Source organism: Rhizobium sp. ZX09 (assembly GCF_017357485.1).
In the GTDB taxonomy this organism is placed as follows: domain Bacteria; phylum Pseudomonadota; class Alphaproteobacteria; order Rhizobiales; family Rhizobiaceae; genus Agrobacterium; species Agrobacterium pusense.
In genome coordinates this window covers 930,514-955,829 of the sequence record NZ_CP031363.1, presented here as the reverse complement: position 1 = coordinate 955,829, position 25,316 = coordinate 930,514, and the positions used below count along the sequence as shown (strand labels likewise).

General features: G+C 58.6%; 23 protein-coding genes and 3 tRNA genes. 4 read left to right on the top strand and 22 right to left on the bottom strand.

Translation table 11 applies throughout. The features are described from left to right. Nucleotides 1–3: 3 nt before the first annotated feature. The 15 genes from nuoK to BTN45_RS04615 form a co-directional block, all read right to left on the bottom strand. Nucleotides 4–312 (bottom strand): NADH-quinone oxidoreductase subunit NuoK, encoded by a 309-nt coding sequence (gene nuoK, locus BTN45_RS04685; RefSeq protein ID WP_003521516.1) that lies wholly within the window; start codon nucleotides 310–312, stop codon nucleotides 4–6. A 28-nt stretch (nucleotides 313–340) separates the two neighbouring features. Next, a complete protein-coding gene (locus tag BTN45_RS04680; RefSeq protein ID WP_004441329.1) occupies nucleotides 341–955 on the bottom strand; it encodes an NADH-quinone oxidoreductase subunit J in 615 nt (204 codons plus the stop codon). Between the two features lie 136 nt (nucleotides 956–1,091). After that, nucleotides 1,092–1,583 carry an NADH-quinone oxidoreductase subunit NuoI gene (nuoI, locus tag BTN45_RS04675; protein ID WP_004441327.1) on the bottom strand — a complete coding sequence of 164 codons (492 nt, stop codon included), beginning with the start codon at nucleotides 1,581–1,583 and terminating at the stop codon, nucleotides 1,092–1,094. Nucleotides 1,584–1,619: 36 nt separating this feature from the next. Continuing rightward, nucleotides 1,620–2,666 carry an NADH-quinone oxidoreductase subunit NuoH gene (gene nuoH / locus BTN45_RS04670; protein ID WP_004441324.1) on the bottom strand — a complete coding sequence of 349 codons (1,047 nt, stop codon included), beginning with the start codon at nucleotides 2,664–2,666 and terminating at the stop codon, nucleotides 1,620–1,622. Nucleotides 2,667–2,678: 12 nt separating this feature from the next. After that, nucleotides 2,679–4,760 (bottom strand): NADH-quinone oxidoreductase subunit NuoG, encoded by a 2,082-nt coding sequence (nuoG, locus tag BTN45_RS04665; RefSeq protein ID WP_207589106.1) that lies wholly within the window; start codon nucleotides 4,758–4,760, stop codon nucleotides 2,679–2,681. A 149-nt stretch (nucleotides 4,761–4,909) separates the two neighbouring features. After that, nucleotides 4,910–6,214, bottom strand: a complete 1,305-nt coding sequence (gene nuoF / locus BTN45_RS04660) for an NADH-quinone oxidoreductase subunit NuoF (protein ID WP_004441321.1) — start codon at nucleotides 6,212–6,214, stop codon at nucleotides 4,910–4,912. Nucleotides 6,215–6,224: 10 nt separating this feature from the next. After that, nucleotides 6,225–7,334, bottom strand: coding sequence for an NADH-quinone oxidoreductase subunit E (locus tag BTN45_RS04655; protein WP_207589105.1), 1,110 nt, complete (start codon nucleotides 7,332–7,334; stop codon nucleotides 6,225–6,227). 16 nt (nucleotides 7,335–7,350) lie between these two features. After that, nucleotides 7,351–7,611: a hypothetical protein gene (locus BTN45_RS04650; protein WP_207589104.1), complete on the bottom strand. Its 261-nt coding sequence runs from the start codon at nucleotides 7,609–7,611 to the stop codon at nucleotides 7,351–7,353. Continuing rightward, a complete protein-coding gene (locus BTN45_RS04645) occupies nucleotides 7,611–8,801 on the bottom strand; it encodes an NADH-quinone oxidoreductase subunit D (RefSeq protein WP_004441317.1) in 1,191 nt (396 codons plus the stop codon). The genes BTN45_RS04650 and BTN45_RS04645 overlap by 1 nt, the downstream gene beginning before the upstream one ends. Before the next feature lies 1 nt (nucleotide 8,802). After that, nucleotides 8,803–9,231: a GFA family protein gene (locus BTN45_RS04640; RefSeq protein WP_004441314.1), complete on the bottom strand. Its 429-nt coding sequence runs from the start codon at nucleotides 9,229–9,231 to the stop codon at nucleotides 8,803–8,805. After that, nucleotides 9,228–9,830 (bottom strand): NADH-quinone oxidoreductase subunit C, encoded by a 603-nt coding sequence (locus BTN45_RS04635; RefSeq protein ID WP_004441311.1) that lies wholly within the window; start codon nucleotides 9,828–9,830, stop codon nucleotides 9,228–9,230. Before BTN45_RS04635 ends, BTN45_RS04640 begins: the two co-directional genes overlap by 4 nt. Before the next feature lie 20 nt (nucleotides 9,831–9,850). Continuing rightward, entirely contained in the window at nucleotides 9,851–10,435 is a 585-nt protein-coding gene (locus tag BTN45_RS04630) for an NADH-quinone oxidoreductase subunit B (protein WP_003496467.1), read from the bottom strand. Then, on the bottom strand, nucleotides 10,426–10,791 hold the full coding sequence (locus tag BTN45_RS04625; RefSeq protein ID WP_003496469.1) for an NADH-quinone oxidoreductase subunit A: 366 nt from the start codon (nucleotides 10,789–10,791) through the stop codon (nucleotides 10,426–10,428). The genes BTN45_RS04630 and BTN45_RS04625 overlap by 10 nt, the downstream gene beginning before the upstream one ends. A 435-nt stretch (nucleotides 10,792–11,226) precedes the next feature. Further along, nucleotides 11,227–11,303: transfer RNA gene (locus BTN45_RS04620), tRNA-Asp, on the bottom strand. 42 nt (nucleotides 11,304–11,345) lie between these two features. After that, nucleotides 11,346–11,422, bottom strand: a tRNA-Asp gene (locus BTN45_RS04615). A gap of 447 nt (nucleotides 11,423–11,869) precedes the next feature. Here BTN45_RS04615 and BTN45_RS04610 point away from each other — a divergent pair. Further along, nucleotides 11,870–11,945 (top strand) — tRNA-Val (locus BTN45_RS04610). A gap of 651 nt (nucleotides 11,946–12,596) precedes the next feature. Here the strand turns inward: BTN45_RS04610 and BTN45_RS04605 are convergent. The 5 genes from BTN45_RS04605 to clpP form a co-directional block, all read right to left on the bottom strand. Next, on the bottom strand, nucleotides 12,597–14,795 hold the full coding sequence (locus tag BTN45_RS04605; protein ID WP_207589103.1) for an esterase-like activity of phytase family protein: 2,199 nt from the start codon (nucleotides 14,793–14,795) through the stop codon (nucleotides 12,597–12,599). Nucleotides 14,796–15,135: 340 nt separating this feature from the next. Further along, entirely contained in the window at nucleotides 15,136–15,411 is a 276-nt protein-coding gene (gene hupB / locus BTN45_RS04600) for a DNA-binding protein HupB (protein WP_003502360.1), read from the bottom strand. A gap of 285 nt (nucleotides 15,412–15,696) precedes the next feature. Beyond that, on the bottom strand, nucleotides 15,697–18,114 hold the full coding sequence (gene lon / locus BTN45_RS04595) for an endopeptidase La (RefSeq protein WP_004441301.1): 2,418 nt from the start codon (nucleotides 18,112–18,114) through the stop codon (nucleotides 15,697–15,699). 415 nt (nucleotides 18,115–18,529) lie between these two features. Continuing rightward, nucleotides 18,530–19,807 (bottom strand): ATP-dependent Clp protease ATP-binding subunit ClpX, encoded by a 1,278-nt coding sequence (gene clpX / locus BTN45_RS04590; RefSeq protein WP_003521528.1) that lies wholly within the window; start codon nucleotides 19,805–19,807, stop codon nucleotides 18,530–18,532. A 292-nt stretch (nucleotides 19,808–20,099) separates the two neighbouring features. Beyond that, nucleotides 20,100–20,732, bottom strand: coding sequence for an ATP-dependent Clp endopeptidase proteolytic subunit ClpP (gene clpP / locus BTN45_RS04585; RefSeq protein WP_004441299.1), 633 nt, complete (start codon nucleotides 20,730–20,732; stop codon nucleotides 20,100–20,102). 447 nt (nucleotides 20,733–21,179) lie between these two features. On the opposite strand from clpP, the gene BTN45_RS04580 reads away from it, so the two are divergent. Next, nucleotides 21,180–22,427: a GGDEF domain-containing protein gene (locus BTN45_RS04580; RefSeq protein WP_004441298.1), complete on the top strand. Its 1,248-nt coding sequence runs from the start codon at nucleotides 21,180–21,182 to the stop codon at nucleotides 22,425–22,427. Between the two features lie 78 nt (nucleotides 22,428–22,505). After that, nucleotides 22,506–23,753 (top strand): cytochrome P450, encoded by a 1,248-nt coding sequence (locus BTN45_RS04575; protein ID WP_112765741.1) that lies wholly within the window; start codon nucleotides 22,506–22,508, stop codon nucleotides 23,751–23,753. Between the two features lie 12 nt (nucleotides 23,754–23,765). Here the strand turns inward: BTN45_RS04575 and BTN45_RS04570 are convergent, their stop codons facing one another. Then, nucleotides 23,766–24,536 (bottom strand): SDR family oxidoreductase, encoded by a 771-nt coding sequence (locus BTN45_RS04570; RefSeq protein ID WP_162471989.1) that lies wholly within the window; start codon nucleotides 24,534–24,536, stop codon nucleotides 23,766–23,768. Between the two features lie 89 nt (nucleotides 24,537–24,625). On the opposite strand from BTN45_RS04570, the gene BTN45_RS04565 reads away from it, so the two are divergent. Continuing rightward, nucleotides 24,626–24,940: a helix-turn-helix domain-containing protein gene (locus BTN45_RS04565; RefSeq protein WP_006697985.1), complete on the top strand. Its 315-nt coding sequence runs from the start codon at nucleotides 24,626–24,628 to the stop codon at nucleotides 24,938–24,940. 23 nt (nucleotides 24,941–24,963) lie between these two features. Here BTN45_RS04565 and BTN45_RS04560 read toward each other — a convergent pair whose 3' ends face one another. Next, complete coding sequence (locus tag BTN45_RS04560; protein ID WP_006697984.1) at nucleotides 24,964–25,308, bottom strand: cupin domain-containing protein; 345 nt, start codon at nucleotides 25,306–25,308, stop codon at nucleotides 24,964–24,966. Between the last annotated feature and the right edge of the window lie 8 nt (nucleotides 25,309–25,316).

Sequence of the window (25,316 nt, the reverse complement as noted above, 5' to 3'; positions counted from 1 at the left end):
TTATCAGCCCTTCATCATATTGACGTCTTCCACGGCGATCGATCCGCGGTTGCGGTAGAAGACAACGAGTATTGCAAGACCGATCGCCGCTTCAGCGGCTGCAACGGTCAGAATGAACAGGGCGAAGACCTGGCCGACGATATCGTTCAGGAATGCCGAGAAGGCCACCATGTTGATGTTGACCGCGAGCAAAATGAGTTCGATCGACATCAGGATGACGATGACGTTCTTCCGGTTGAGGAAGATGCCGAAGACGCCGATCGTGAAGAGGATCGCGCTGACCGTCAGGTAGTGGGAAAGACCGATTTCCATATTCTGTTTCCTTGGATCCGTTCGCGCCTCAGATGCCCTGGCCCGGCTTGACCTTGACCGTGGTAACCGCGGTCTTGGGGTCACGGCCGACCTGCGTGGCAATGTCCTGCCGCTTGATGTCGGTGCGATGACGCAGCGTCAGCACGATGGCGCCGATCATGGCCACCAGCAGCACGAGGCCGGCGAGCTGGAAGAAGTAGACGTAATTGGTATAAAGCACGTCACCGAGCGCCGCCGTATTGGTGCGTTCGGCAACCGGCGGGATCGGCATGGTGATGGACTTGGCCGCCTGCGGGTTGAGCACGCTGCCGCCCACGACGACGATCAGCTCAGCCGCAAGAATGACGCCGATCAGCGCGCCAACAGGCGCATATTGCAGCACGCCGGAGCGAAGCTCGGCGAAATCCACATCCAGCATCATGACGACGAAGAGGAAGAGCACCGCCACGGCGCCGACATAAACCACCAGCAGGATCATGCCGAGGAATTCGGCTCCCGTCAGCAGGAACAGCGCAGCTGCGTTGAAGAAGGTCAGGATCAGAAACAGCACCGAATGAACAGGGTTCTTCGATGCGATGACCATGAACGCAGACGCCACGGCGACGAAAGCGAATATATAAAAGAATACAGCGTGCAGACCCATTTTGGTGCCTTCTTGTCCTCATCGGGAGAAATGGCCGGAAGCCCCCTCGCCCGTTTCGTCCCCGCCGGCGAAAACCGCGCAGGCATTTTACTTTTCATCGCTCTCCGGGGTTGCTCCCCGGAAAGACGGTTGCACCTTAACGGTAAGGTGCATCCAGTGCGAGGTTGCGCGCGATTTCACGCTCCCAGCGGTCGCCATTGTCGAGAAGCTTCTGCTTGTCGAAATAAAGCTCTTCGCGGGTTTCCGTCGCGAATTCGAAGTTCGGGCCTTCAACGATGGCGTCCACCGGGCAGGCTTCCTGGCAGAAGCCGCAATAGATGCACTTCACCATGTCGATATCGTAACGCACCGTGCGGCGGGTGCCGTCGTTGCGACGCGGGCCGGCTTCGATGGTGATCGCCTGAGCAGGACAGATCGCTTCACACAGCTTGCAGGCGATGCAGCGTTCTTCACCGTTCGGGTAGCGGCGCAGAGCATGTTCACCACGGAAGCGCGGCGACACCGGACCCTTCTCGAAAGGATAGTTGATCGTCGCCTTCTGCTTGAAGAAGTGACGCATGGTCAGGAAGATCGCGCCGACGAATTCCTTGAGGAACAGCGAGTTGACGGCTTGGGAGAGGCTTGCCATCTCAGTCTCCAGATCTTTGAGCGAGGAGTTCAGACATCAACCGGCCCACCCCGTCAGCTTCAATACGAATGCAACAATAACGACCATGGCGAGCGACAGCGGCAGGAACACCTTCCAGCCAAGGCGCATGAGCTGGTCATAGCGGTAACGCGGAACGAAGGCCTTCACCAGAGCGAACATGAAGAATACCATGCAGCCCTTGATGGCGAACCAGACGATGCCCGGCACCCAGTTCAGGAACCATACATCGACGATCGGCAGCCAGCCGCCAAGGAACAGGATGGTCGTCAGGCAGCAGATCAGAACGATCGCAGCATATTCACCGAGCATGAACATCATGTACGGCGTGGAGCCATATTCCACCATGTGACCGGCAACCAGTTCCGATTCCGCTTCCGGAAGGTCGAAGGGCGGACGGTTGGTTTCGGCGAGACCCGAAATGAAGAACACGATGAACATCGGGAACAGCGACAGCCAGTGCCAGTCAAGGAACGATGCCGGCAAGCCGAGCATGGTGCCGAGGCCGGTACGCTGCGCCAGAACGATATCCGTGAGGTTCAGCGAACCAACGCAAAGCAGAACGGTGACGATGACGAGACCGATCGAGACTTCGTAGGACACCATCTGTGCCGCCGAACGCAGCGCGCCGAGGAACGGATATTTCGAGTTCGAAGCCCAGCCGCCCATGATGATGCCGTACACTTCAAGCGACGAGATCGCGAAGATGTAGAGAATGCCGACATTGATATTCGCGACGACCCAGCCTTCATTGAAGGGAATGACGGCATAGGTGGCGAGCGCCAGCGTCACGGCAACCAGCGGCGCCAGCAGGAAGACCGCCTTGTTGGCGCCGGCCGGAATGACGGGCTCCTTCAGGATGAACTTCAAGAGGTCAGCGAAGGACTGGAAAAGACCGAAGGGACCAACGACGTTCGGACCACGGCGCAGCTGTACGGCCGCCCAGACCTTGCGGTCTGCAAGCAGCAGGAAGGCGATGGCCACCAGAAGGCAAACGAGAAGCAGCAGGGACTGGCCGACCATGATCAGCGCGGGCCAGACGTAGCTCCAGAAAAACGATTCCATAATCCCCTACCCTTACTCTGCCGCAGCCTGGAAATTGTTGCGGGCCAATGCGGAGCACTCGGCCATGACGGCAGAGGCGCGCGCAATCGGGTTCGTCAAATAAAAGTCTTTTACCGGCGAAGCAAACGCCGACTTCACGAGCGAGCCGGTTTTAGCAGCCAGAGCCTCGATATCCGAAGCCTTGCCGGCAACGATCTCGTCGGTTTCCGCCAGATGCGGATGAGCGACGTAGAGCTGGCCGCGCAGGGCGGACAGCGAATCGAACGGCAGCTTCTTGCCGAGGACGTCGGACAGCGCACGCAGGATCGCCCAGTCTTCGCGGGCCTCGCCCGGTGCGAAACCGGCACGGTTGCCAAGCTGGACGCGGCCTTCGGTGTTGACCCAGATACCGGACTTCTCCGTATAGGCCGCACCCGGAAGGATGACGTCGGCGTTCATTGCACCCTGATCGCCATGGCTGCCAATATAGACGGCGAACTTCGCGCCCTTGTTCGACAGGTCGAGTTCATCGGCGCCGAGCAGGAAGAGAACATCCATCGAGGCGACCATGTCGGCTGCAGCAACACCGCCCTCACCCGGCACGAAGCCGATATCGAGACCACCAACGCGGGCAGCGGCAGTGTGCAGGACCGAGAAGCCATTCCACTCTTCGGTGACAGCGCCGACGGAGGTGGCGAGCTTGGCAGCGGCGGCAAGAACGGCAGCGCCATCAGCACGGGACAATGCGCCCTGACCGATGATGATCAGCGGATTCTTGGCGGACTTCAGCTTGTCAACGAAGCTGTGCGAACCATTGGCGAGATCGGACAGTGTTTCAGCGCCCGAGCCGAGATATTCGTAATTGTAACGCAGCTCACCGGCTTCACCGATAACACCGATCGGGAAACCGCCGCGACGCCAGCGCTTGCGGATGCGGGCGTTGAGGACAGCTGCTTCGTAACGCGGGTTGGAGCCAACGATCAGCAGGGCGTCCGCCTGTTCGATACCTTCGATGGTGGAATTGAACAGGTAGCTGGCGCGGCCGAGCGACGGGTCAAGCGCTGCGCCATCCTGGCGGCAATCAACATTGGCCGAGCCGAGCGACGCGAGAAGCGACTTCAGCGCGAACATTTCTTCGACAGACGACAGATCGCCGGCAATCGCGCCGATCTTGTTGCCTGAGGTCGCAGCCACAGCCTGCTTGATCGCACTGAAGGCTTCGCCCCAGGTTGCGGGCTGCAGGCGGCCATCCTTGCGGACGTAAGGCCGGTCGAGGCGCTGAGTCTTCAGGCCATCCCAGATGAAGCGGCTCTTGTCGGAAATCCACTCTTCGTTGATGGCCTCGTTGACACGCGGCATGACACGCATGACTTCGCGGCCGCGGGTATCGACGCGGATGGCCGAACCGAGCGCATCCATCACGTCGATGGTTTCGGTCTTGTTCAGTTCCCACGGACGGGCCGTGAAGGCGAAAGGCTTGGAGGTGAGCGCGCCGACGGGGCAAAGGTCAACGACGTTGCCCTGCAGCTCCGAGGTCATCGCCTGCTCGAGATAGGTGGTGATTTCGGCATCTTCGCCACGGCCGATGAGGCCGAGTTCGGCAATGCCAGCCACTTCCGTGGTGAAACGGACGCAGCGCGTGCAGTGGATGCAGCGGTTCATGACCGTCTTGACGAGCGGTCCGATGTATTTGTCTTCAACCGCGCGCTTGTTTTCCGCATAACGGGAACCGGCGATACCGAAGGCCATGGCCTGGTCCTGCAGGTCGCATTCGCCGCCCTGGTCGCAGATCGGGCAATCCAGCGGGTGGTTGATGAGCAGGAATTCCATCACGCCTTCGCGTGCCTTCTTGACCATCGGCGTGTTGGTGAAAACCTCAGGCAATTCGCCGTTCGGGCCGCCGCGAACGTCGCGCACGCCCATGGCGCAGGAAGCGGCCGGCTTCGGCGGTCCGCCCTTTACCTCGATGAGACACATGCGGCAGTTACCCGCGACCGACAAGCGCTCATGAAAACAAAAGCGCGGAACTTCGGCGCCAGCCTCCTCGCACGCCTGCAACAGCGTGAAATGATCCGGAACCTCGATCTCTTTACCGTCAACCTTGAGCTTTGCCATGGTTCTACTTACGTCCTGTTGCCTGTTCGTCCCATGTCTCACACGGTCCGCAACAAATCCTTAATCACGCCCGGCACTGATGATGTCTGCCAGGCGCTTCATGGTGTCGCGAGGCCGGAAATCTCCGGCTCCGCCCGAAGCCTTGGTGCTTATTCAGCGGCTTCCAGAACAGCGCCATCATCCATGGCCCTGTAGGTATATTGGTCGATGCGCTTTTCGATTTCCGGACGGAAATTGCGGATCAGCGCCTGTACCGGCCATGCGGCGGCGTCGCCGAGCGCACAGATGGTGTGGCCTTCGATCTGCTTCGTCACTTCGAACAGCATGTCGATTTCGCGCTTCTGCGCATTGCCCTTGACCATGCGCTCCAGCACGCGCCACATCCAGCCCGTGCCTTCACGGCACGGCGTGCACTGGCCGCAGCTTTCGTGCTTGAAGAAGGCCGCGATGCGAGCGATCGCCTTGATGACGTCGGTGGACTTGTCCATGACGATCATGCCGCCTGTGCCGAAGGAGGATTTCACTTCGCGCATGCCGTCGAAATCCATGATGGCGTCCTTCATGTCCTCACCGCGAACGATGGGGCACGATGCGCCGCCGGGGATGACGCCGAGCAGATTGTCCCAGCCGCCGCGAATGCCACCGCAATGGTGTTCGATCAGTTCGCGGAAGGACAGGCCGAGCGCGTCTTCGAAAGTGCAGGGACGCTCGACATGGCCGGAGACCATGAACAACTTGGTGCCAACGTTGTTGGGACGGCCGATGGACGAGAACCAGGCAGCGCCGCGGCGCAGAATGGTCGGGGCAACCGCGATCGATTCAACGTTGTTGACGGTCGTCGGGCAGCCATAAAGACCCATATTGGCCGGGAACGGCGGCTTCAGACGCGGCTGGCCCTTTTTGCCTTCCAGGCTTTCGAGCAGTGCCGTCTCTTCGCCGCAGATGTAAGCGCCCGCGCCGTGATGCACGTAGATGTCGAAATCCCAGCCATTCTTGTTGTTACCGCCGAGCAGACCGGCATCGTAACATTCGTCGATGGCCGCCTGAAGAGCCTCACGTTCGCGCATATATTCGCCGCGAACATAGATGTAAGCGGTGTGCGCGCCCATGGCGAAACCGGCGATCACGCAGCCTTCGATCAGCGTGTGCGGATCGTTGCGCAGGATTTCGCGGTCCTTGCAGGTGCCGGGCTCGGATTCATCGGCGTTAACGACGAGATAATGCGGACGGCCGTCATTTTCCTTCGGCATGAAGGACCACTTGAGACCCGTCGGGAAGCCAGCGCCGCCGCGACCGCGAAGGCCCGAAGCCTTCATCTCGTTGATGATCCAGTCACGGCCCTTTTCGATGATCTGCTTGGTGCCGTCCCAGTGGCCGCGCGCCAGCACGCCTTTCAGGGACTTGTCCTTGAGGCCGTAGAGATTGGTAAAGATGCGATCCTGATCTTTTAACATGCTTCACCTCTTACCGCGGCTTCTTGCCGAAGACCCTGATATACTCGGCTTCGCCACCCTTGGCGAGCGCCTCGGCCTGCTTGACCCAGTCATCACGGCCGATACGGCCCTTGAAATTCAGATATCCATCGACCCAGTCGCATTCGGCCTGCTTCCAGCCGGCGATCTGCGCATAGGTGAAGATGCCGAGCTCGTTCAGCGTACCCTCAATCTTGGGGCCGACGCCGGAAATGAGCTTCAGGTCATCAGGGGCAGCTGGCTTTTCGATGCCTGCCGGACGATCCGCGGAATCCAGCGACGGCTTTGATGCTGCCGCTTCCTTGCCGACCGATTCCTTTTCGCCAGCCTTTGCGTTTTCAGCAGCAGCCTTGGGCTCGTTGGCCGGCGTCTTCAGCTTCGGATCGGTTTCCGGCGCATCCGTCTTCGGCTTGGCGGCGTTGGACGGCGGAACCTGTGCGGCATCCGCTGGCACTTCAGCCGGCTTGTCGAGATTGGAACGGTCAGGCTTGATCTCTTCCGTCAGCGTCGTCAGGCCGCCAACGGGGACGGACTGGTGACGGTCGATCTGGGGACCGGTGTTAACGGTGTCGCCCTTGCCTGCCTCGAAAGCATCGATGATCTCTTCCAGACGCTCGGGCGTCAGGTCTTCATAGGCATCCTTGAAGATGATGACCATCGGCGCGTTGACGCAGGCGCCCTGACATTCCACCTCTTCCCAGGAAAGCGTGCCGCTCTCATTGGTGTGCAGCGGATCGTGATGGATCTTCTTGCGGCAGACATCCATCAGCGCTTCGGAGCCGCGCAGCATGCAGGGCGTGGTGCCGCAGACCTGAACGTGGGCACGCGTGCCGACCGGCTTCAGCTGGAACTGCGTATAGAAGGTCGCAACTTCAAGAACACGGATATAGGCCATGTCCAGCATGTCTGCGACTTTTTCGATGGCGGCGCGGGTAACCCAGCCATCCTGCTCCTGGGCACGCATGAGCAGCGGGATGACCGCTGATTGCTGGCGTCCCTCGGGATATTTCTTGATCGTCTTTTCCGCCCATGCGGTGTTTTCCGCGTTGAAGGCAAATGCCACGGGCTGGAACTGATCTTCGGCTAGTCGACGAACGGACATACTTCCTCACGCCTTTTCAGTTTAACGTCTCACACCGCGATCTCGCCACCGTGACGAATTCGCAGGCATAAGCCGCCTTGTCTTTTTGCATGAACACAATGAACTTGCTGCCATTGGGAACCGAGGCCTTGATCTCGTATCCCGACGACAGAAGCTGCTTGATGGTCGAAGAGCCGCCGCTCGACAGCGCTACAGCACCCTCGTCCGTTGCCGTCTGGGCAAGAACGGGTGCCGTCATCGCTGCGAGAAAAGCCGAAATGGCCAGCGGCAGACGCATCAGCGGTCGACCTCCCCGAACACGATGTCGAGAGAGCCGAGCACGGCTGTAACGTCGGCAAGCTGATGGCCCTTGCACAGAAAATCCATGGCCTGCAGATGGGCATAGCCCGGAGCGCGGATCTTGCAGCGGTAAGGCTTGTTGGAACCATCGGCAACCACATAGACGCCGAACTCGCCCTTTGGCGCTTCGACGGCGGCGTAAACTTCGCCAGCGGGAACGTGGTAACCTTCGGTGTAGAGCTTGAAGTGGTGGATCAGCGCTTCCATCGAACGCTTCATCTCACCGCGCTTGGGCGGAACCACCTTGCCATCCAGCGAGGAGACCGGGCCGATGCGGTGCTTGCCGGACAAAAGCTCGACGCACTGCTTCATGATCTTCACGGATTCGCGCATTTCCTGCATGCGGATCAGGTAACGATCATAGCAGTCGCCGTTCTTGCCAACAGGGATGTCGAATTCCAGATCGGAATAGCACTCATAAGGCTGCGAACGACGCAAATCCCAGGCAGCGCCGGAACCACGCACCATCACGCCCGTAAAGCCCCAGGCAAAGGCATCTTCCAGCGAGACGACGCCGATATCGACGTTACGCTGCTTATAGATGCGGTTATCCGTCAGGAGGCCCTCGATATTGTCGAGGACGGTGATGAAGGGATCGCACCACTTGCCGATATCGTCAACCAGTTCCGGCGGCAGGTCCTGGTGAACGCCGCCCGGGCGGAAATAGGCCGAGTGCATGCGCGCGCCACAGGCGCGCTCATAAAACACCATCAGCTTTTCGCGCTCTTCGAAGCCCCAGACCGGCGGCGTCATCGCGCCCACGTCCATGGCCTGCGTGGTCACGTTCATGATGTGCGAGAGGATGCGGCCGATTTCCGAATAGAGAACGCGGATCAGCTGGCCGCGCATCGGGATTTCGAGGCCGAGCAGCTTTTCGACGGCGAGCGCGAAAGCGTGCTCCTGGTTCATCGGCGCGACGTAGTCGAGACGATCGAAGTAAGGAACGGCCTGCAGATAGGTCTTCGTCTCGATCAGCTTTTCGGTTCCGCGATGCAGAAGACCGATATGCGGATCAACGCGCTCGACGATTTCGCCGTCCAGTTCCAGAACCAGACGCAGCACGCCGTGCGCGGAGGGATGTTCCGGACCGAAGTTGATCGTGAAGTTGCGGACGTTATGCTCAGTCATTCTAGTGCTCCGCCGAGGTGATCATGGCGATGAATTCGGGGCCGGTCATGTTCTGCGTGATCTCAGCGAAGGAATAGCTCGAAGGCTTTTCATCCGTAAAAATCTGCGACGCGAACCTGAAACTGGAAGGGTTGTCAAAAGCCTGCAGCGACACGGCAAAATGCTTGCCATCCTTGGAACGCCACATCAGCGTGCTGCCGCAATTCTTGCAGAAGCAGCGCTCGCCCCACTCCGACGAGGAATAGACGCCGAGGCTCTCTTCGTTTTCGACGGAGATATCAGCGCATTCGACAGCCAGAAACGCGCCGCCGGACCAGCGGCGGCACATGGAGCAATGGCAAACGCCGAATTCGCGGGCGCCGATGACGGCCTCAAGGCCGACGGCGCCGCAAAGACATTGCCCATGCTCTGTCGCGGAGACCTGGCTCATTGCTTGGCCTTTTCGTCGCCAGGAAGAACGTAATCGGTCCCTTCCCAAGGGGAAAGGAAGTCGAAGTTACGGAATTCCTGCTTCAGCTCGACCGGCTCATAAAGCACGCGCTTCAGAACGTCATCGTAACGCACTTCAACAAACCCGGTAACCGGGAAATCCTTGCGCAGCGGGTGGCCTTCGAAACCGTAATCGGTGAGAATGCGGCGAAGGTCCGCATGGCCCTCAAACGGAATGCCATACATGTCCCAAGCTTCACGCTCGAACCATTCCGCACCCATGTAGACGGAGGTCGCAGAAGGAACGCCCTCGTCCTCCTCCACCTGCAGCTTGACGCGGACGCGCAGATTCTGGCGCGGCGACAGCAGGTGATAAACGACATCGAAACGCTTTTCGCGCTGCGGCCAGTCAACACCGCAGATATCGATGATATTGACGAATCCGCACTGCACATCGTCGCGCAGGAAGGTCAGAAGCGCGATTACGCTTTCAGGCGTCGTGTTCAGCGTCAGCTCGCCATAGGCGATATCGGCCGACACCACGAGTGAACCGCGCGCTTCCTTAACGTAAGCAGCAAGATCGTTGAGAGCTTCGCTCATTCTAAATCCGTCCTTTGCCCTTAGCGCTCGATCGTACCGGTACGCCGGATCTTTTTCTGCAGCAGAAGCACGCCGTAAAGCAGCGCTTCAGCCGTGGGGGGACAGCCCGGAACGTAGATATCCACCGGCACGACGCGATCGCAGCCGCGCACGACGGCGTAGGAATAATGGTAGTAACCGCCGCCATTGGCGCAGGAACCCATGGAGATGACGTAACGCGGTTCCGGCATCTGGTCATAGACCTTACGCAGAGCCGGAGCCATCTTGTTGGTCAGCGTGCCAGCGACGATCATCACGTCCGACTGGCGCGGCGAGGCGCGCGGGGCGACACCGAAGCGCTCCATGTCATAACGCGGACCGGAAGCCTGCATCAGTCCTTCGACGGCGCAGCAGGCGAGACCGAACTGCATCCACATCAGCGAGCCGGTACGGGCCCAGGTGATCAGTTCGTCAGTCGAGGTTACGAGGAAGCCCTTATCGGCCAGCTCGTCGTTGATTTCCGTGAAGTAGGCATCGTTGCTGCCAACCGGCTTGCCGGTCGAGGGATCGATGATCCCCTTCGGCTGCGGCGCGACGAGCGTGCTGTTGTTCTGGCTCATGCCCATTCCAGCGCTCCCTTCTTCCACTCATAGATAAAGCCGATGGTGAGAACGAGGAGGAACACCATCATCGACCAGAAACCGAACCAGCCCATCTCACCGAAAGACACCGCCCATGGGAACAGGAACGCGACTTCAAGGTCAAAGATGATGAACAGAATCGACACCAGATAAAAGCGGATATCGAACTTCATGCGGGCATCGTCGAAGGCGTTGAAACCGCACTCGAAAGCGGAGAGCTTTTCCGGGTCCGGCGCCTTGTAAGCGACAGCGAAAGGCGCAATCAGAAGCGCCAGGCCGATGACAAGAGCGATACCGATGAATATTGCGATCGGAATGTAGGAACTGAGGAGTTCAGTCATGGTCTCTTCCCTGCCCGGCCGGGTGCCGGGCCTGCCTTTGTGACCTTAGTCTCAAAGAGCGGACAAATATGTTGCAACGCCAAAGTGGTTAGCGCAGCCGCGCCCTCTCTGCAAGAGTTTAGGCACCATTTCAAGACACCTGCCGCATTGATTGGCAACAATATTGCCGGAAATGACGCAAATTTGGGCCACATTTCCGGCCTAAGCCCCTCAAATACAATAATAATCGATTGAAGGACGCAACCGCAAAAAAGTCACGCGATTTTTACGCCCAAACGTTGGCGAAGTGACGATATCGGGAAATCGAAACTTGACTAATAAAAGCAGGAAAAATCCCGCGGGAAACGGCTGGAATCAGAGACCTGAATCGCTGAAGACAAAGCCGCGTAGACCGCGCATCGATTGTTCAGATGGAGACATTTCAAGAAGGAGAAATGGCGCGAGTGACGGGGCTCGAACCCGCGACCTCCGGCGTGACAGGCCGGCACTCTAACCGACTGAGCTACACCCGCGCTCCACAGACATTCATCTGCGTTTTTTTCCGAGGAACAGGATGGCGCGAGTGACGGGGCTCGAACCCGCGACCTCCGGCGTGACAGGCCGGCACTCTAACCAACTGAGCTACACCCGCTTATCCTGACGGACAGAACCTTGGTTCCGCCGTACGAACCAGCCTCGGCTGTTCGTTGAGCGGCTAACTACGGCGTTCGTGCGGGGGTGTCAAGCAGGTTTCACGACAAAAGAATAAGCTTTTTCATTTTGATCAGGAAAAACCCTGGGGCCTTTTATCGACGCTCCGGCAAATGCCCTGTTTTGCGGGCTTTTCCCAACGAAAACAAAAAACTTGTCCACAGCCAGCCGCTTTATCAACGTCATTTCTACGGGGCCGTCATGACGTCATTGGTTTCTGAATTTACCAAAAAGCCCGCAGTTCCCGGCTTTTTACCCCTCCCCTTCGGCGGAGGGAAAAACCTCCCCGAAAAAAAACAAAAAAACTTCACAAAAGCCCTTGCGGTTTTTTTCCGATCCGAATACATCACGGCCACCGACGCGGCGGACATGATCCGCAAGACGCGAAGGGCGATTAGCTCAGTTGGTAGAGCGCCTCGTTTACACCGAGGATGTCGGGAGTTCGAGTCTCTCATCGCCCACCATTCCTTCTCACAGTGATTTAAAGAACCCTTGCCGATTGCGGTTTGAACCGTATGCGGTTGCGCTTCACCATGTATGCTTGGCTTCGATGCGCAGCCCCTGCCCTCGGTGGCATGGAAGGGGCCATGGTCGCGCGCTACTGCGGTGTAGAATCACATTTCCCAGTTGCCGCGTCGTGCCAAACCGGGACTTTCGTTTCAGATTCGCACAGCCGCAGCCATCCCTGTTTCACCCCGCAACATACCGAAAAATAAGCAGATTTAGAATTTTTAAAGAGATTTCGGGCATTGTTTTCAGGCCGTTTCATGATGAGCGGTAGAACTGATGGATGAAACCATGTCACTCGACGCGTTTGTTACACTCGCGCTTATTGCGCTGCCTGTTTACATTTTTTTCCGCTGGGTCCAGCAGGATTCGGAGAAACCAGATATTTCCAAAAACAAGAATTCCATGGGGCGGTGATCCGGGCGCTGGGATCGCACCATTATCCCGGACGACCTCCGGAGGGAACTTTCGATCACCGATGCGAAGCGGCAATGCCTTTTGAGGGCTTGCATATGACGTATCGTATAAACGCCCGGCATTCAGACCCATACCGCATTAAAAAAGCCGGGCTATGCCCGGCTTTTTTAATGCGGCGCTATCGTGTGCAATCAGTTGATCGCCTTCATCTCGACCTTGAAGAACAGCGTCTCGCCGGAAGAATCATCGACGCCGTCATTATCTGTCACGGCATAGGCCGTTCCCGCCTTGTCGAAGGTGAAGCCTTCCAGCTTGTCGACGACATAGCCGTTGGTCTGGGCCTTGAGGTCGGGCAGGAAGTCATGGGTTTCCTGCTTGGTAACGCGCGGCAGCTCGCCACCGATCTTGCCCGGCTTCAGGTCGGCAATCGCCACCCGGTAGAGCTTCTTGATCTTGGCCTTGTCACCGATCTGGTTGTCGCGCTCGACGATATAGACATTATCGCCCTGCGCGGTGATTTCAGACAGGCCGACCCAACCGGCTTCGGTCTTGTCGAGCGGGTAGCGCACCGCGCCCCATTCCTTGGACTTCGGATTATAGGAGACGAGCTTCACGAAGCCCTTCTCATCCGTGCCCCATTCGCGCTGCACGGCCATCCACAGCGTGGCGTCGTCGCCCTTGCCGACCATGGTCACGCCTTCGAAACCGAAGCGGGTATCGCCGGCGAGCAATTCCTTTGGCAAGGCGATCTCGGCCTTGATCTCACCCTTGGCATTGACGTTGTAGAGCGCATGCGGAACAAGCTTGGCGCTGTCGCCTTCGGAGGCCAGCCAGAACCCGCCCTTGCCATCCAGCGTGATGCCTTCGATGTCAAGCTTCTGCGCCGCAATGCCGTCGCGCTTGACACGCAGCACGTTGGTGATGGTGGCGGGCTTCTTGGTCGCGTCGATGGTGTAGATCGACGGCTGGTTACCGTAGACCGAGTCGGACACGGCATAGAGGATGCCTGGCTTCTCGGCATCGCCTACCAGACCGGAAAGAGCGCCCCAGCCGATAGGCGCACCATCGACGGTGGCGGATACCAGCTGCGGATAGGCCGGCTCACCTTCGGCGCGTTCATAGATCATGACATGCGAGCGGGCGCCGCCGTCTTCCACCAGATCAGCCTCATTGGCCATGACGAAGAGGTTGCGCGCGGGGATGGCGACAGCGCCTTCCGGCGAAATGCCCGAAGGCAGGAGCTGCGTGAGCTGCGGCTCTGCGCCGGTATCCTTGTAAACAGCGGCAATCGAGGCGCGCTCGGCAAGCACGAAGAAGTACTTCTGGCCATCAAACGTCGCCGTTTCGAGGCCTTCCGGCTCTATGCCCTTTGCCTTGGAGCGCTTTTCCGGATAGTGGCCAATGGCCGCTACCGCGTGCTCGAGCGAAGCGCCAGCCTCATAGAGAAGCTTGCCAGTCTTGTCGAAAATGGTGAAGCCGCGTGCACCGCCCTGCCAGTCGCCTTCATTGGCGATGACGATACGGTCATTGTCCAGCCACTTGACGGCGTCAGGTTCGCGCTTGCGGCCTTCCTGCTTGTCGGTGAATTTCAGCTGGCCATCGGTCTTGGTGTCGATGCCTTCCAGATTGACGGTGCCGGCAGAGAAATGCGTCTTCACCGTGCCGGTCTTGCCGTCGATGATCACGATATGGTTGTTTTCCTGCAGCGTCAGCGCGATCTCGCCATTGGCATTGATCGAAACGAATTCCGGTTCCGGATCTTCAGGGGAAATCTCGGCGAGACCGGTAACGTCGATCTTCTTCAGCGTCGCGCAGTCGGCAACGCCGTCCTTCAGGCCGACAGTGACGAGATAACCGGCTGGCATCTGCGGCAGAGCGCCTTCGTTCACCTCTTCATCACGTTCGTTTTCGATAGCGATGGCGGCAAAGGTTTTATCCGGAGACACCGCGACTGAATCCGGTTGACCGCCGAGATCACAGCTCGCCTCGATCTTCTTGGCGGCGATATCGACAGTCACGAGCTTGCCGGAGGGCTTGGCGCGGTTTTCCGACGTATTGACGCCGGCGAGAACCTTGAGACCGGCCACGGCAACGGAGGTCGGCTCACCTTCCAGCAGCAATGCGCCGCCGGCCTTGGGAGCCTTGGCATCGGTGATGTCGATGAAGCCGATGCCGCCGAGCGGGCTGTCCGAATAGATCAGCGTCTTGCCGTCTTCGCTGGCGGTGATGATTTCAGCCGAGGTCACGGACTTGGCGTCCTTGTCCGCGGGCAGGTTTTTCGCTACCGGGAAAGAAGCAATGCGGTTAAAAACCGGCTCTGCGGCCGCCGGAAAGGCTGCAGATGTAAGCAGAGCCGCAGTCAAGGCCATCTGAGAAAATCGGAACGCCATTTTATCCCCCTTGGGTTCAGAAATATCCCAAGGCTTCTGCGTCACGGACATGACAGTGGCATGACACTTCATGGCCCGGAATCAAAAAGCCCGGCCGCAAAGGCCGGGCTTTCGTGTTTTGCGCATATTCCGTATATCGCAACGCCGTGTGTCCGGATGGAGGCTACACAGGCACGCCCGACTTTCATTCCATACCATTCGGCATAAACGGCGCCGCTCGAAAGAACTTTCGAAAGGCACGCTCCTTAGACCGGTTGATGGCGTGAGCGCGTCAAAACATGCTTCCTCGTGAACCTGAAAAGCCGCCGCCCGCCGCGGGCGTTACGGCTTTCCGGAAACCTTACGAGTTGACGGCGTCCTTCAGGCCCTTGCCTGCGGAGAACTTCGGAACGTTGCGAGCCGGGATATCGACTTCAGCACCCGTGGAAGGGTTACGGCCCTTGGAGGCTTCACGACGGCTGACGGAGAAGCTGCCAAAGCCGGCGAGGCGGATATCGCCACCGTTCTTCAGTTCGCTCTGTACGGTTTCGAATACGGCATCAACAGCGGAAGCAGCATCTGCCTTCGTGAGACCAGCCTTTTCGGCAACAGCAGAGACGAGCTCGTTCTTGTTCATGTTTCCACCCCTTTCAATGGTTTGAAACGACTCAAATTAAGCCGGCGCAGAATACGTTCGTATCCGCGCGCAGCAACTCAAAAGCGCTGGAATTGCCTGAAAAACAAGGGGTCTGCGGTTTTTTTCACAAAAAAGGCCGACATTTCTGCCGGCCTTCCCCATAATCGTGCCAATTTCGCATCACTTGCGCCGACCTGAAGCCGTACCTTCGTCGTGAAGCCTAACGCATTGAATCTACGCAGGACCTGTCGCGAGCACCGATTCCAGCCCTCGCGACGACGCGTCTCAATGCGCGATGGTCTGGCTGCCGTCATCAACGCCTTCGACCGTTGCGATCACCGGCGTCTCGATGCTGCCATCCCACTCGATGGGCTCCGGCTGGCGGATGAGGGCGTGCTTGATAACCTCGCCCATGCGCGACACCGGAATGATTTCCATCTCGTTCTTCACATTGTCCGGAATCTCCGCCAGATCCTTGGCGTTTTCTTCCGGGATCAGCACCTTCTTGATGCCGCCGCGAAGCGCTGCAAGCAGCTTTTCCTTCAGGCCACCGATCGGCAGAACGCGACCACGAAGCGTAATCTCGCCCGTCATCGCCACGTCCTTCGAGACCGGAATACCGGTCATGATGGAGACGATCGCGGTTGCCATGGCGACACCGGCGGACGGACCGTCCTTCGGGGTTGCCCCTTCCGGAACGTGCACGTGGATGTCGCTCTTGTCGAAGCGCGGCGGCTCGATGCCGAAGTCCACGGCGCGCGAACGGACATAGGATGCCGCCGCCGAAATGGATTCCTTCATCACTTCCTTGAGGTTGCCGGTAACCGTCATGCGGCCCTTGCCCGGCATCATCACGCCTTCGATGGTGAGCAGCTCACCGCCGACTTCCGTCCAGGCAAGACCCGTGACGACACCGACCTGATCCTCGCGCTCGGCCTCGCCGTGGCGGAACCGCGGAACGCCCAGATAATCCGGAACGTTTGCTGCGGTAACCTCAACAGACTTGACCTTGCCCTTGATGATCTCGGTGACAGCCTTGCGCGCCAGCTTCATCAGCTCGCGTTCGAAGCTGCGCACGCCCGCCTCGCGGGTGTACTGCTGGATGACAACCATCAGGGCATCATCGGTGACCGAGAATTCTTCCGGACGCAGGGCATGTTCCTTGATCGCCTTGGGCAGCAGGTGACGCTTTGCGATTTCGCGCTTTTCGTCTTCCGTGTAACCGGCGATGCGGATCACTTCCATACGGTCCATCAGCGGGCCGGGAATGTTCAGCGTGTTGGCCGTGGTCACGAACATCACGTCGGACAGGTCGTATTCCACTTCCAGGTAGTGATCCATGAAGGTGGAGTTCTGTTCCGGATCGAGAACCTCGAGCAGCGCCGACGACGGATCGCCACGGAAATCCATGCCCATCTTGTCGATTTCGTCGAGCAGGAAGAGCGGGTTTGCCTTCTTGGCCTTCTTCATCGACTGGACGATCTTGCCCGGCATGGAGCCGATATAGGTGCGGCGGTGACCGCGGATTTCCGCTTCGTCACGAACGCCACCCAGCGCCATGCGCACATATTCGCGGCCGGTCGCCTTGGCGATCGACTTGGCGAGCGAGGTCTTGCCGACGCCGGGCGGGCCGACGAGGCACAGGATCGGGCCACGGATCTTCGTCGCACGGGCCTGCACGGCCAGATACTCGACGATACGCTCCTTGACCTTGTCCAGACCGAAATGGTCCTGATCCAGAATCTTCTCGGCATTGTTGAGGTCCGCCTTGATCTTGGACTTCTTGCCCCAGGGCAGACCAAGCAGCCAGTCCAGATAATTGCGCACGACGGTGGCTTCCGCGGACATCGGGCTCATCTGGCGCAGCTTCTTCATTTCCGCTTCGGCCTTTTCCTTGGCCTCCTTGGAAAGCTTTGTCTTGGCGATGCGCTCTTCCAGCTCGGCCATCTCGTCACGGCCGTCCTCGCCGTCGCCGAGTTCCTTCTGGATCGCCTTCATCTGCTCGTTCAGGTAATATTCGCGCTGGGTCTTCTCCATCTGGCGCTTGACGCGCGAGCGGATGCGCTTTTCGACCTGAAGAACGGAAATCTCGCCTTCCATGAAGCCAAGCGCCTTTTCAAGCCGCTGCTTCACGCTGACGGTTTCCAGCATTTCCTGTTTTTCGGTGATCTTGATCGACAGGTGCGAAGCGACCGTGTCGGCGAGCTTCGAGTAATCATCGATCTGACCGGCAGCGCCGACAACCTCGGGCGAAATCTTCTTGTTGAGCTTCACATAGCTCTCGAATTCCGAAACGACCGAACGCGAGAGCGCCTCGATCTCGACCGGATCTTCGGCAGGCTCCTGCAAAGGCGTGGCCGAGGCTTCGTAGAAATCCTCGCGACCGGTGTAGCTGTCGATCTGGGCGCGGCCCTTGCCTTCCACCAGCACCTTCACGGTGCCATCGGGAAGCTTCAGAAGCTGCAGGACATTGGCGACCGTGCCGACCTTGTGGATGGCTTCAGGCGCCGGATCGTCGTCGCTGGCGTTGATCTGGGTAACAAGCATGATCTGCTTGTCGGAGCCCATGACTTCCTCGAGCGCACGGATGGATTTTTCCCGCCCGACGAACAGGGGAACGATCATATGCGGGAAAACGACAATGTCGCGCAGGGGAAGTACCGGATAGGTACCGCCAGATGCCGCAGACGTGATGTTCGTCATATCATTTCCTTTCCATGGTCCCTTTCGGGACACTTCGCCGAACGTCTTGGGGGCGTCCGGCATACTCATTTCTCGAGACTGAAAGTGGAGTTTCGAAACACCGATTTCAAGTCGTCGGAGCAGACGGCCTTACCCGACGGCAGGACCGTGAAATTCAACAAAAACTCAGCGCTGGCTAATACTACCGACATTTCCGGTTATCCTCGAGGGCTCAGGAACCGGGTCGCCGACGAAATTCACATTTCCGTCATATCGCGCTGCAAATCAGTTGTAAGACTTTATCAGCAAAGCGCAATCCGCTCCAAACGCAAAATCGGGCTTCGTCAAGTTAGCCGCAAGTTTCGTAAGGCCCATCTAATAGAAAAGGCCCGCACGGATGCGGGCCTCTGATTTCATCAAACATCACAGCAGCCGATTACGCCGAGACGTTGGTCTTTTCTTCCTGACGGTCCGCATAGATGTAGAGCGGACGCGCGACACCGCTGACGACGTCGTTGGAAATGACCACTTCGCGCACGCCCTCCAGCGTCGGCAGTTCGAACATGGTATCCAGCAGGATCTTTTCCATGATCGAGCGCAGGCCACGGGCACCGGTCTTGCGGGTGATCGCCTTGCGGGCGATTTCGCGCAGCGCGTCCTCGTGGAAGGTCAGCTCGACGTCTTCCATCTCGAACAGGCGCTGGTACTGCTTGACCAGAGCGTTCTTCGGCTCGGACAGGATCTGGATCAGCGCATCTTCATCTAGGTCTTCCAGCGTCGCCAGGACGGGCAGACGGCCGATGAATTCCGGAATGAGGCCGAACTTCACCAGATCTTCCGGCTCCAGCTCGCGCAGCACTTCGCCCACACGACGGTCGTCTTCCGCCTTGACGGTCGCACCGAAGCCGATCGAGGTCTTTTCGCCACGGGCCGAGATGATCTTGTCGAGGCCGGCAAAAGCGCCGCCGCAGATGAACAGGATGTTGGTCGTGTCCACCTGCAGGAACTCCTGCTGCGGATGCTTGCGGCCGCCCTGCGGCGGAACGGAAGCGACCGTGCCTTCCATGATCTTCAGAAGCGCCTGCTGAACGCCCTCGCCCGATACGTCGCGCGTGATGGACGGGTTATCCGACTTGCGGGAAATCTTGTCGACTTCGTCGATATAGACGATGCCGCGCTGGGCGCGCTCGACATTGTAATCCGCCGCCTGCAACAGCTTCAGGATGATGTTTTCCACGTCCTCGCCGACATAACCGGCTTCGGTCAGCGTCGTTGCGTCCGCCATGGTGAAGGGAACGTCGATGATGCGGGCGAGCGTCTGGGCAAGATAGGTCTTGCCGCAGCCCGTCGGGCCGACGAGCATGATGTTCGACTTCGCCAGCTCGACATCGCCATTCTTGGAGGCGTGCGCGAGGCGCTTGTAGTGGTTGTGAACGGCCACGGACAGGATTTTCTTCGCCTGCTTCTGGCCGATGACGTATTCGTCGAGGATCTTGATGATGTCCTGCGGGGTGGGTACACCCTCGCGCGACTTCACCATAGACGTCTTGTTCTCCTCGCGGATGATGTCCATACACAATTCGACGCATTCATCGCAGATGAATACCGTCGGTCCGGCAATGAGTTTCCGGACTTCGTGCTGGCTCTTGCCGCAGAATGAACAATAGAGTGTATTCTTAGAGTCGCCGCCGTTGCTGCCGCTGACTTTGCTCATATCTCTTTCCTTCCAGCACGCCGCAGGTCCGTCAAACGGATCGCGGTCAACTTACCGCCCGCAGATACGGCCGCCCTTGGGGTGCATTGCCGTATCCGCCTCGTTTCCCGGGGTACTAACCGTATCAGATACAGGAGCTGATAACCGGCGGCAACGAATTCCCCATTAAACCAAAGGCCGCGTCATAAAAAATCAACATAGCCTTTATATATACTAATATCGCTTTCTGTTCCGGTTGAAAGCCCCGAAATTACTTTTGCGGGGTCAAACAAACGTCAAAAAGCGTCGCGCCTCAATTCGCGACGGCGCCTTCGATTTCCTGGCGCGAGGTCAGGATCTTGTCGATCACGCCCCAGTCCTTCGCCTCGTCTGCATCCATGAAATGGTCGCGATCAAGGGTTTTTTCAACCTCTTCGAGCGTGCGGCCGGTATGCTTCACGTAGACTTCATTGAGGCGGCGCTTCATCTTGATGATGTCGCGGGCGTGGCGTTCGATATCCGAAGCCTGACCCTGGAAGCCGCCCGATGGCTGGTGCACCATGATGCGTGCGTTGGGGGTGGCGAAACGCATTCCCTTTTCACCGGCAGCGAGAAGCAGCGAACCCATGGAGGCAGCCTGGCCGACGCAGAGCGTGGAGACCGCAGGGCGGATAAACTGCATCGTATCGTAGATCGCCATGCCGGCGGTCACGACGCCACCTGGCGAATTGATGTAGAGCGCAATTTCCTTCTTCGGGTTCTCGGCCTCGAGGAACAGCAGCTGCGCGCAGACGAGCGACGCCATCTGGTCTTCCACCGGGCCGGTGAGGAAAATGATGCGTTCCTTGAGAAGACGGGAAAATATGTCGTAGGAGCGTTCGCCGCGATTGGTCTGCTCAACGACCATCGGCACCAGAGCCATGGCGGTATCAACTGGATTTTTCATGTCCGTCCTTTGTCAACTCTGCCCGTTGCGGAAACCGCCCCGGAATCACTTCTAACCTTCATACTCCCTACATAGAGTGTCCCTGCCCCGTACTTCAAGACACGAAGCCGCATATCCTTAACGGCTCAACAGCGTTTGCAGGGCTTCGGAGGCCGGCCGCGGCGGGCTTTTGCACCCGTTCGTCCCGGCCGCAGCCATTTGTCTCCCCGCCATCAATTTTTTACCAAGACTGGCGAGCACCAAAAAAATGTACTTCATGCACAGATATAACTTCTAACCAGCAAGAACTCGTTAGTATTTGCTGCTGATACTGAAAAACGAATTTCGGTTCCCATCGGCGAACAGCCCTATCCGGGCGAAATGGCAGCTCAACAATTCAGCGGGAATAACGCACGTCGTGCGAGCTTCTCCGCTTTTGCCGCATGATGGCGCAGATAGGATTTTGCAATGCTGGATGCAAAGACGAGCACGCTACTATGGGCGGCGGAGACGTTCACCCTTGCCGTGCTTTTGGGAACGCTGTGGCTGCACCGCCCTTCCCGCCGGCACAATCTCTATTTCGCCGCCGGCTTTCTCGCCACCGGCTTCGGCACCGTCATGGTGGCGTTTCGCGGAGATATTTCCAGTTTCCTGTCCATTCAGGTCGGCAACGCGCTGGCGCTTTCCGCCTTCGGCTTCTGGCTCGCGGGCCTCTTGTCCCTGGAGAAGCGCAAGCTCGCTGGCTGGATTGCCATCCCGGCCCTCCTGTGGATCGCCGGAATGTTCGTCCCACCCGTGCGAGAAAACATGGTGGCCCGAATCCTGCTTTATCACGCCAGTGCGGCCACGGGCTATTTCATGCTCGCCGGTGTGCTTCTGGCAAATGGCGAGCGCAGGTCGCGCAGCAGAAAAGTTCTGGCGACGATTCTGATCCTGCAGGCTTTTGCCGGCGCCGTCGTCGCCTCCATTGTCATCCCGGCCAATGCGGCTGCGCCCAACGCCATTCCTCTGACATCGGCGCTCGCTTTTTCCGGCATGCTCGGCTTCACGGCCATCATCATGATCAGCGCCAAGATCATCATGGAGGATACGGAGCTTCGTCTTCACCGGCTCGCCATGACCGATCACCTGACCGGTGTCCTTAACCGGCGTGGTCTGCTGGAGGAGTTCGACCGCATCAAGAAGCGCTCACACGGCTCCAGCCGATATGTGGCGCTTGTTCTCTTCGACATCGACCATTTCAAGAAGATCAATGACAGATACGGCCACCAGTCCGGCGACGCCGTACTCGTGCATTTCTGTCAAATCGCGCAACGCGCGATCGGCGACCGCGGCCTTTTCGTGAGGATGGGCGGCGAGGAGTTCGCGCTGGTGGCGGAGGTCGAAAGCCCCTCCAGCACCGTCACGCTTGCCGAATCCATCCGTAACAATCTGCTTCTTTCGAAAATCACCTCACGCGGCGAACCCATCAAGGTGACGACCAGCGTCGGCATATCCGAAGCGATGATCAAGGACGCCGAGCTGAATGTGATGATGACCGAGGCCGACCGAGCGCTTTATGCCGCAAAGAAAGCCGGGCGCAATCGGACCGTAATCCACGTAAATTCGGCCAATGTCGTCGTGCCCGCCTCGGACCGTGACGAAAACCCTATGGATAACAATGCCGACCGGCAGGTCGCGGCGCTGAACCGGATATCCGCAATTGCCAGCCGGTGAAGGTGTAACCATTTGGTGACATATAAAGGAACGCCTGCCGCCCTTCCCAAAGCGCCAAGCGCGGAATAAACCATCAGCATGACAGCGACGTTTCCCTTTCTCAAAATCGATTCCGCCACCCGCCACGTTTCACTCGATGCGCGCGACCCGGCTTTTTACAACGATCCGAACCCCGTCTACGCCGCCCTGCACGCGCAATGTCCCACTTTCTACTGGGAAGAGCAGCGGCAATGGTTTTTCACCTCTTATGACCATGTCAGCTCGCTGCTGCGCGACCGCCGGTTTGGACGACAGATCCTGCATGTGGCAAGTCGTGAAGAGATCGGCCTGCCAGAGCCGCTTGAGCATGTGAAGCATTTCGACCTGGCCGAGCAGCACTCGCTTCTGGAACTGGAGCCGCCGGAGCATACGCGGCTGCGCACGCTGATCAACCGCGCCTTCGTGTCACGGCATGTCGACAAGATGAAGCCGGAAATAGAGGAACTCGCCAACCGGCTGATTGACGCTTTCGAAGAGAAGGGCGAGACGGAACTGCTTTCCTCCTATGCCGATATCATCCCGGTAACGATGATCGCCCGGATGATCGGCATTCCCGAGGAAATGGGGCCGCAGCTGCTGAAGTGGTCGCATGCCTATGTCGGCATGTACATGTTCAAGCGCACACCGGAAGACGAGCTTCTGGCCGACAGGGCAGCGAAGGAATTTTCGGATTATGTGCGCGGCGTGATCGCCGAGCGGCGGGCCAAGCCTGAGGACGACCTGCTGAGCCACATGATCCATACCGAGCACAAGGGTCAATATCTGACCGACGACGAGCTGGTGTCCACCACCATCGTCCTGCTCAACGCGGGCCATGAAGCGACCGTTCATCAGATCGGCAATTCCGTGCGTATCATTCTGGAGAGCGGGATATCGCCGCAGACCTTGTTCAGCGACGAGGCCGCCACGGAACGCACGGTGGAGGAAACCCTGCGGATCTGCGCGCCGGTGCACATCTTCCAGCGATGGGTTCTGGAGCCGGTCGAGATTGACGGCGTGCAGTTCAAGCGCGGCGACAAGGTGAGCCTGATCCTGGCTGCGGCCAACCTCGATCCGTCAAAATTCCCTGATCCACTGACCTTCCGGCCGGAGCGCAACGAAGGCGCCAATGTCTCCTTCGGCGCCGGCATCCATTTCTGTATCGGCGCCCCATTGGCAAGACTGGAACTGAACCTTGCCCTGCCACTGCTTTTCAAACGCCTGCCGCGCCTGAAAATTGCCGAGCCGCCCAAGGTCAAGGATGTCTATCATTTCCATGGGCTGGAGCGGCTCGATCTCAGCTGGTAGCGTGTGCAGGCCTTAAATCTGGGCCAGACCGCCATCGACCGAAAGCTCGACGCCGGTGATGTAACTGGCCTTTGAAGAGGCCAGAAACAGAACGGCCTCAGCGATCTCGTCGGGGTCGGCCATCCGGCCGATCGGCGCGGCATCCTTCAGATAAGCCTCGAAACCGGCGATCTTTTCTTCATCAAGCTTCAGGCCGTTTTCCATGATCGGCGTGCGGGTCACGCCCGGGCTAACCGTATTGACGCGGATGCCCCGCGCCTTGAGGTCGTTGGCAAAACTGCGGGCGAATGAACGAACGGCCGCCTTGGAAGCATTATAGGCGCTCAACCTCTCCAGGCCCTTGTTGCCGACGATCGACCCGGTGAGCACGATCGAGCCGCCATCGCGCAAGACCGGCAGCAATGTCTGCACGGTGTAGAAAACGCCCTTGACGTTGATGTCGAAAATCCGGTCGTACAGCGCCTCGTGGGTATCACCGAGGTCATTGTTCTCGGCGATGCCGGCATTGGCGACGAGCACGTCCACCTTCCGGCCATCTGCTTCAATGCGCGCCTTGAGCCGCTCCAGATCGGAGAGCTTGGCAACATCGGACGCGAAGCCGATCGCCCCCTGCCCGAGCCTGGCGACCGCTGCCTCGAGATTGGCGGTATTGCGGCCTGTCACGTAAACGGCGGAGGCTCCGCCTTCCAGAGCCAATCTCGCGACGGAAAAGCCGATGCCAGTCGACCCACCGGTGACGACCACGACCTGCCCACTGAATAATCCAGACATTGCAAACTCCATGAATGTCGTAATTTCCGAATAACCATAATTCGGTATTTCGGTTTTATTGAAATATTGAAGCTTGTCAATCCGTGTGCTAGAGGCGGTCCATGGCTCAGTTTTTTCATCCCGCACGCGAAGACATTTCGCTCACGGCCGTGCTCGCCGCTCTTGGCGAACCGGCACGCATGGGCATCATCCGAAAATTATGGGGCTCCGAGACCGGACAGAATTGTGGTGCCGCAGCACCCTGCCAGGACATGCCGCGTTCAACCCTGTCCAGCCATATGCGGATCCTGCGGGAGGCAGGGTTGATTCGAACCCACAAACAGGGTGTCGAGAATATCAGCGTCGTCCGTGTCGACGATTTGGAAGCCCGCTTTCCCGGGCTCCTTCAATCCATCATCTCGTTCGACCAGCAATAGCGTGACCGAGTGGATTTCCGCCGTCACAGCCTGATGACATAGTCTTTTCGTGTTGTCTCCACGACTTCCCAGGTGCCGGTAAAGCCGGGCCGCAGCACAAGCCTGTCGCCCGGTCTGAGGTCACGCGGGGGCCCGCCATCCTCGGTCAGGATGGAATGGCCCTCGAGGATGCTGAAATATTCCCATTCGTCATAGACGACACGCCATTTTCCAGGTGTGGATTGCCAGATGCCTGCATAAATACCGCCCGGCGCTTCCTCCAGATTCCATGTGGTGAATTTGGGGTCGCCGGAGATCAATCGCTCCGGCGCTGGCGCACCATGCTCTGCTTCGAGGGGAGCATCTTCGAATGTCAGTAGGTTGCTCATCGCGACGC

Excerpts from the sequence above, each read along its gene's own strand:
- BTN45_RS04650 (WP_207589104.1), bottom strand. The coding sequence starts at position 7,611 with ATGCGTCTGCCGCTGGCCATTTCGGCTTTTCTCGCAGCGATGACGGCA.
- BTN45_RS04565 (WP_006697985.1), top strand. The coding sequence starts at position 24,626 with ATGGCTCAGTTTTTTCATCCCGCACGCGAAGACATTTCGCTCACGGCC.
- nuoF (WP_004441321.1), bottom strand. The coding sequence starts at position 6,214 with ATGTTAAAAGATCAGGATCGCATCTTTACCAATCTCTACGGCCTCAAG.
- BTN45_RS04625 (WP_003496469.1), bottom strand. The coding sequence starts at position 10,791 with ATGACTGAACTCCTCAGTTCCTACATTCCGATCGCAATATTCATCGGT.
- BTN45_RS04630 (WP_003496467.1), bottom strand. The coding sequence starts at position 10,435 with ATGGGCATGAGCCAGAACAACAGCACGCTCGTCGCGCCGCAGCCGAAG.
- nuoH (WP_004441324.1), bottom strand. The coding sequence starts at position 2,666 with ATGGAATCGTTTTTCTGGAGCTACGTCTGGCCCGCGCTGATCATGGTC.
- lon (WP_004441301.1), bottom strand. The coding sequence starts at position 18,114 with ATGACGAACATCACGTCTGCGGCATCTGGCGGTACCTATCCGGTACTT.
- BTN45_RS04655 (WP_207589105.1), bottom strand. The coding sequence starts at position 7,334 with ATGTCCGTTCGTCGACTAGCCGAAGATCAGTTCCAGCCCGTGGCATTT.
- BTN45_RS04645 (WP_004441317.1), bottom strand. The coding sequence starts at position 8,801 with ATGACTGAGCATAACGTCCGCAACTTCACGATCAACTTCGGTCCGGAA.
- clpX (WP_003521528.1), bottom strand. The coding sequence starts at position 19,807 with ATGAGCAAAGTCAGCGGCAGCAACGGCGGCGACTCTAAGAATACACTC.
- BTN45_RS04680 (WP_004441329.1), bottom strand. The coding sequence starts at position 955 with ATGGGTCTGCACGCTGTATTCTTTTATATATTCGCTTTCGTCGCCGTG.
- BTN45_RS04575 (WP_112765741.1), top strand. The coding sequence starts at position 22,506 with ATGACAGCGACGTTTCCCTTTCTCAAAATCGATTCCGCCACCCGCCAC.
- BTN45_RS04635 (WP_004441311.1), bottom strand. The coding sequence starts at position 9,830 with ATGAGCGAAGCTCTCAACGATCTTGCTGCTTACGTTAAGGAAGCGCGC.
- nuoG (WP_207589106.1), bottom strand. The coding sequence starts at position 4,760 with ATGGCAAAGCTCAAGGTTGACGGTAAAGAGATCGAGGTTCCGGATCAT.
- BTN45_RS04560 (WP_006697984.1), bottom strand. The coding sequence starts at position 25,308 with ATGAGCAACCTACTGACATTCGAAGATGCTCCCCTCGAAGCAGAGCAT.
- nuoK (WP_003521516.1), bottom strand. The coding sequence starts at position 312 with ATGGAAATCGGTCTTTCCCACTACCTGACGGTCAGCGCGATCCTCTTC.
- BTN45_RS04640 (WP_004441314.1), bottom strand. The coding sequence starts at position 9,231 with ATGAGCCAGGTCTCCGCGACAGAGCATGGGCAATGTCTTTGCGGCGCC.
- hupB (WP_003502360.1), bottom strand. The coding sequence starts at position 15,411 with ATGAACAAGAACGAGCTCGTCTCTGCTGTTGCCGAAAAGGCTGGTCTC.
- BTN45_RS04580 (WP_004441298.1), top strand. The coding sequence starts at position 21,180 with ATGCTGGATGCAAAGACGAGCACGCTACTATGGGCGGCGGAGACGTTC.
- BTN45_RS04570 (WP_162471989.1), bottom strand. The coding sequence starts at position 24,536 with ATGGAGTTTGCAATGTCTGGATTATTCAGTGGGCAGGTCGTGGTCGTC.
- nuoI (WP_004441327.1), bottom strand. The coding sequence starts at position 1,583 with ATGGCAAGCCTCTCCCAAGCCGTCAACTCGCTGTTCCTCAAGGAATTC.
- clpP (WP_004441299.1), bottom strand. The coding sequence starts at position 20,732 with ATGAAAAATCCAGTTGATACCGCCATGGCTCTGGTGCCGATGGTCGTT.
- BTN45_RS04605 (WP_207589103.1), bottom strand. The coding sequence starts at position 14,795 with ATGGCGTTCCGATTTTCTCAGATGGCCTTGACTGCGGCTCTGCTTACA.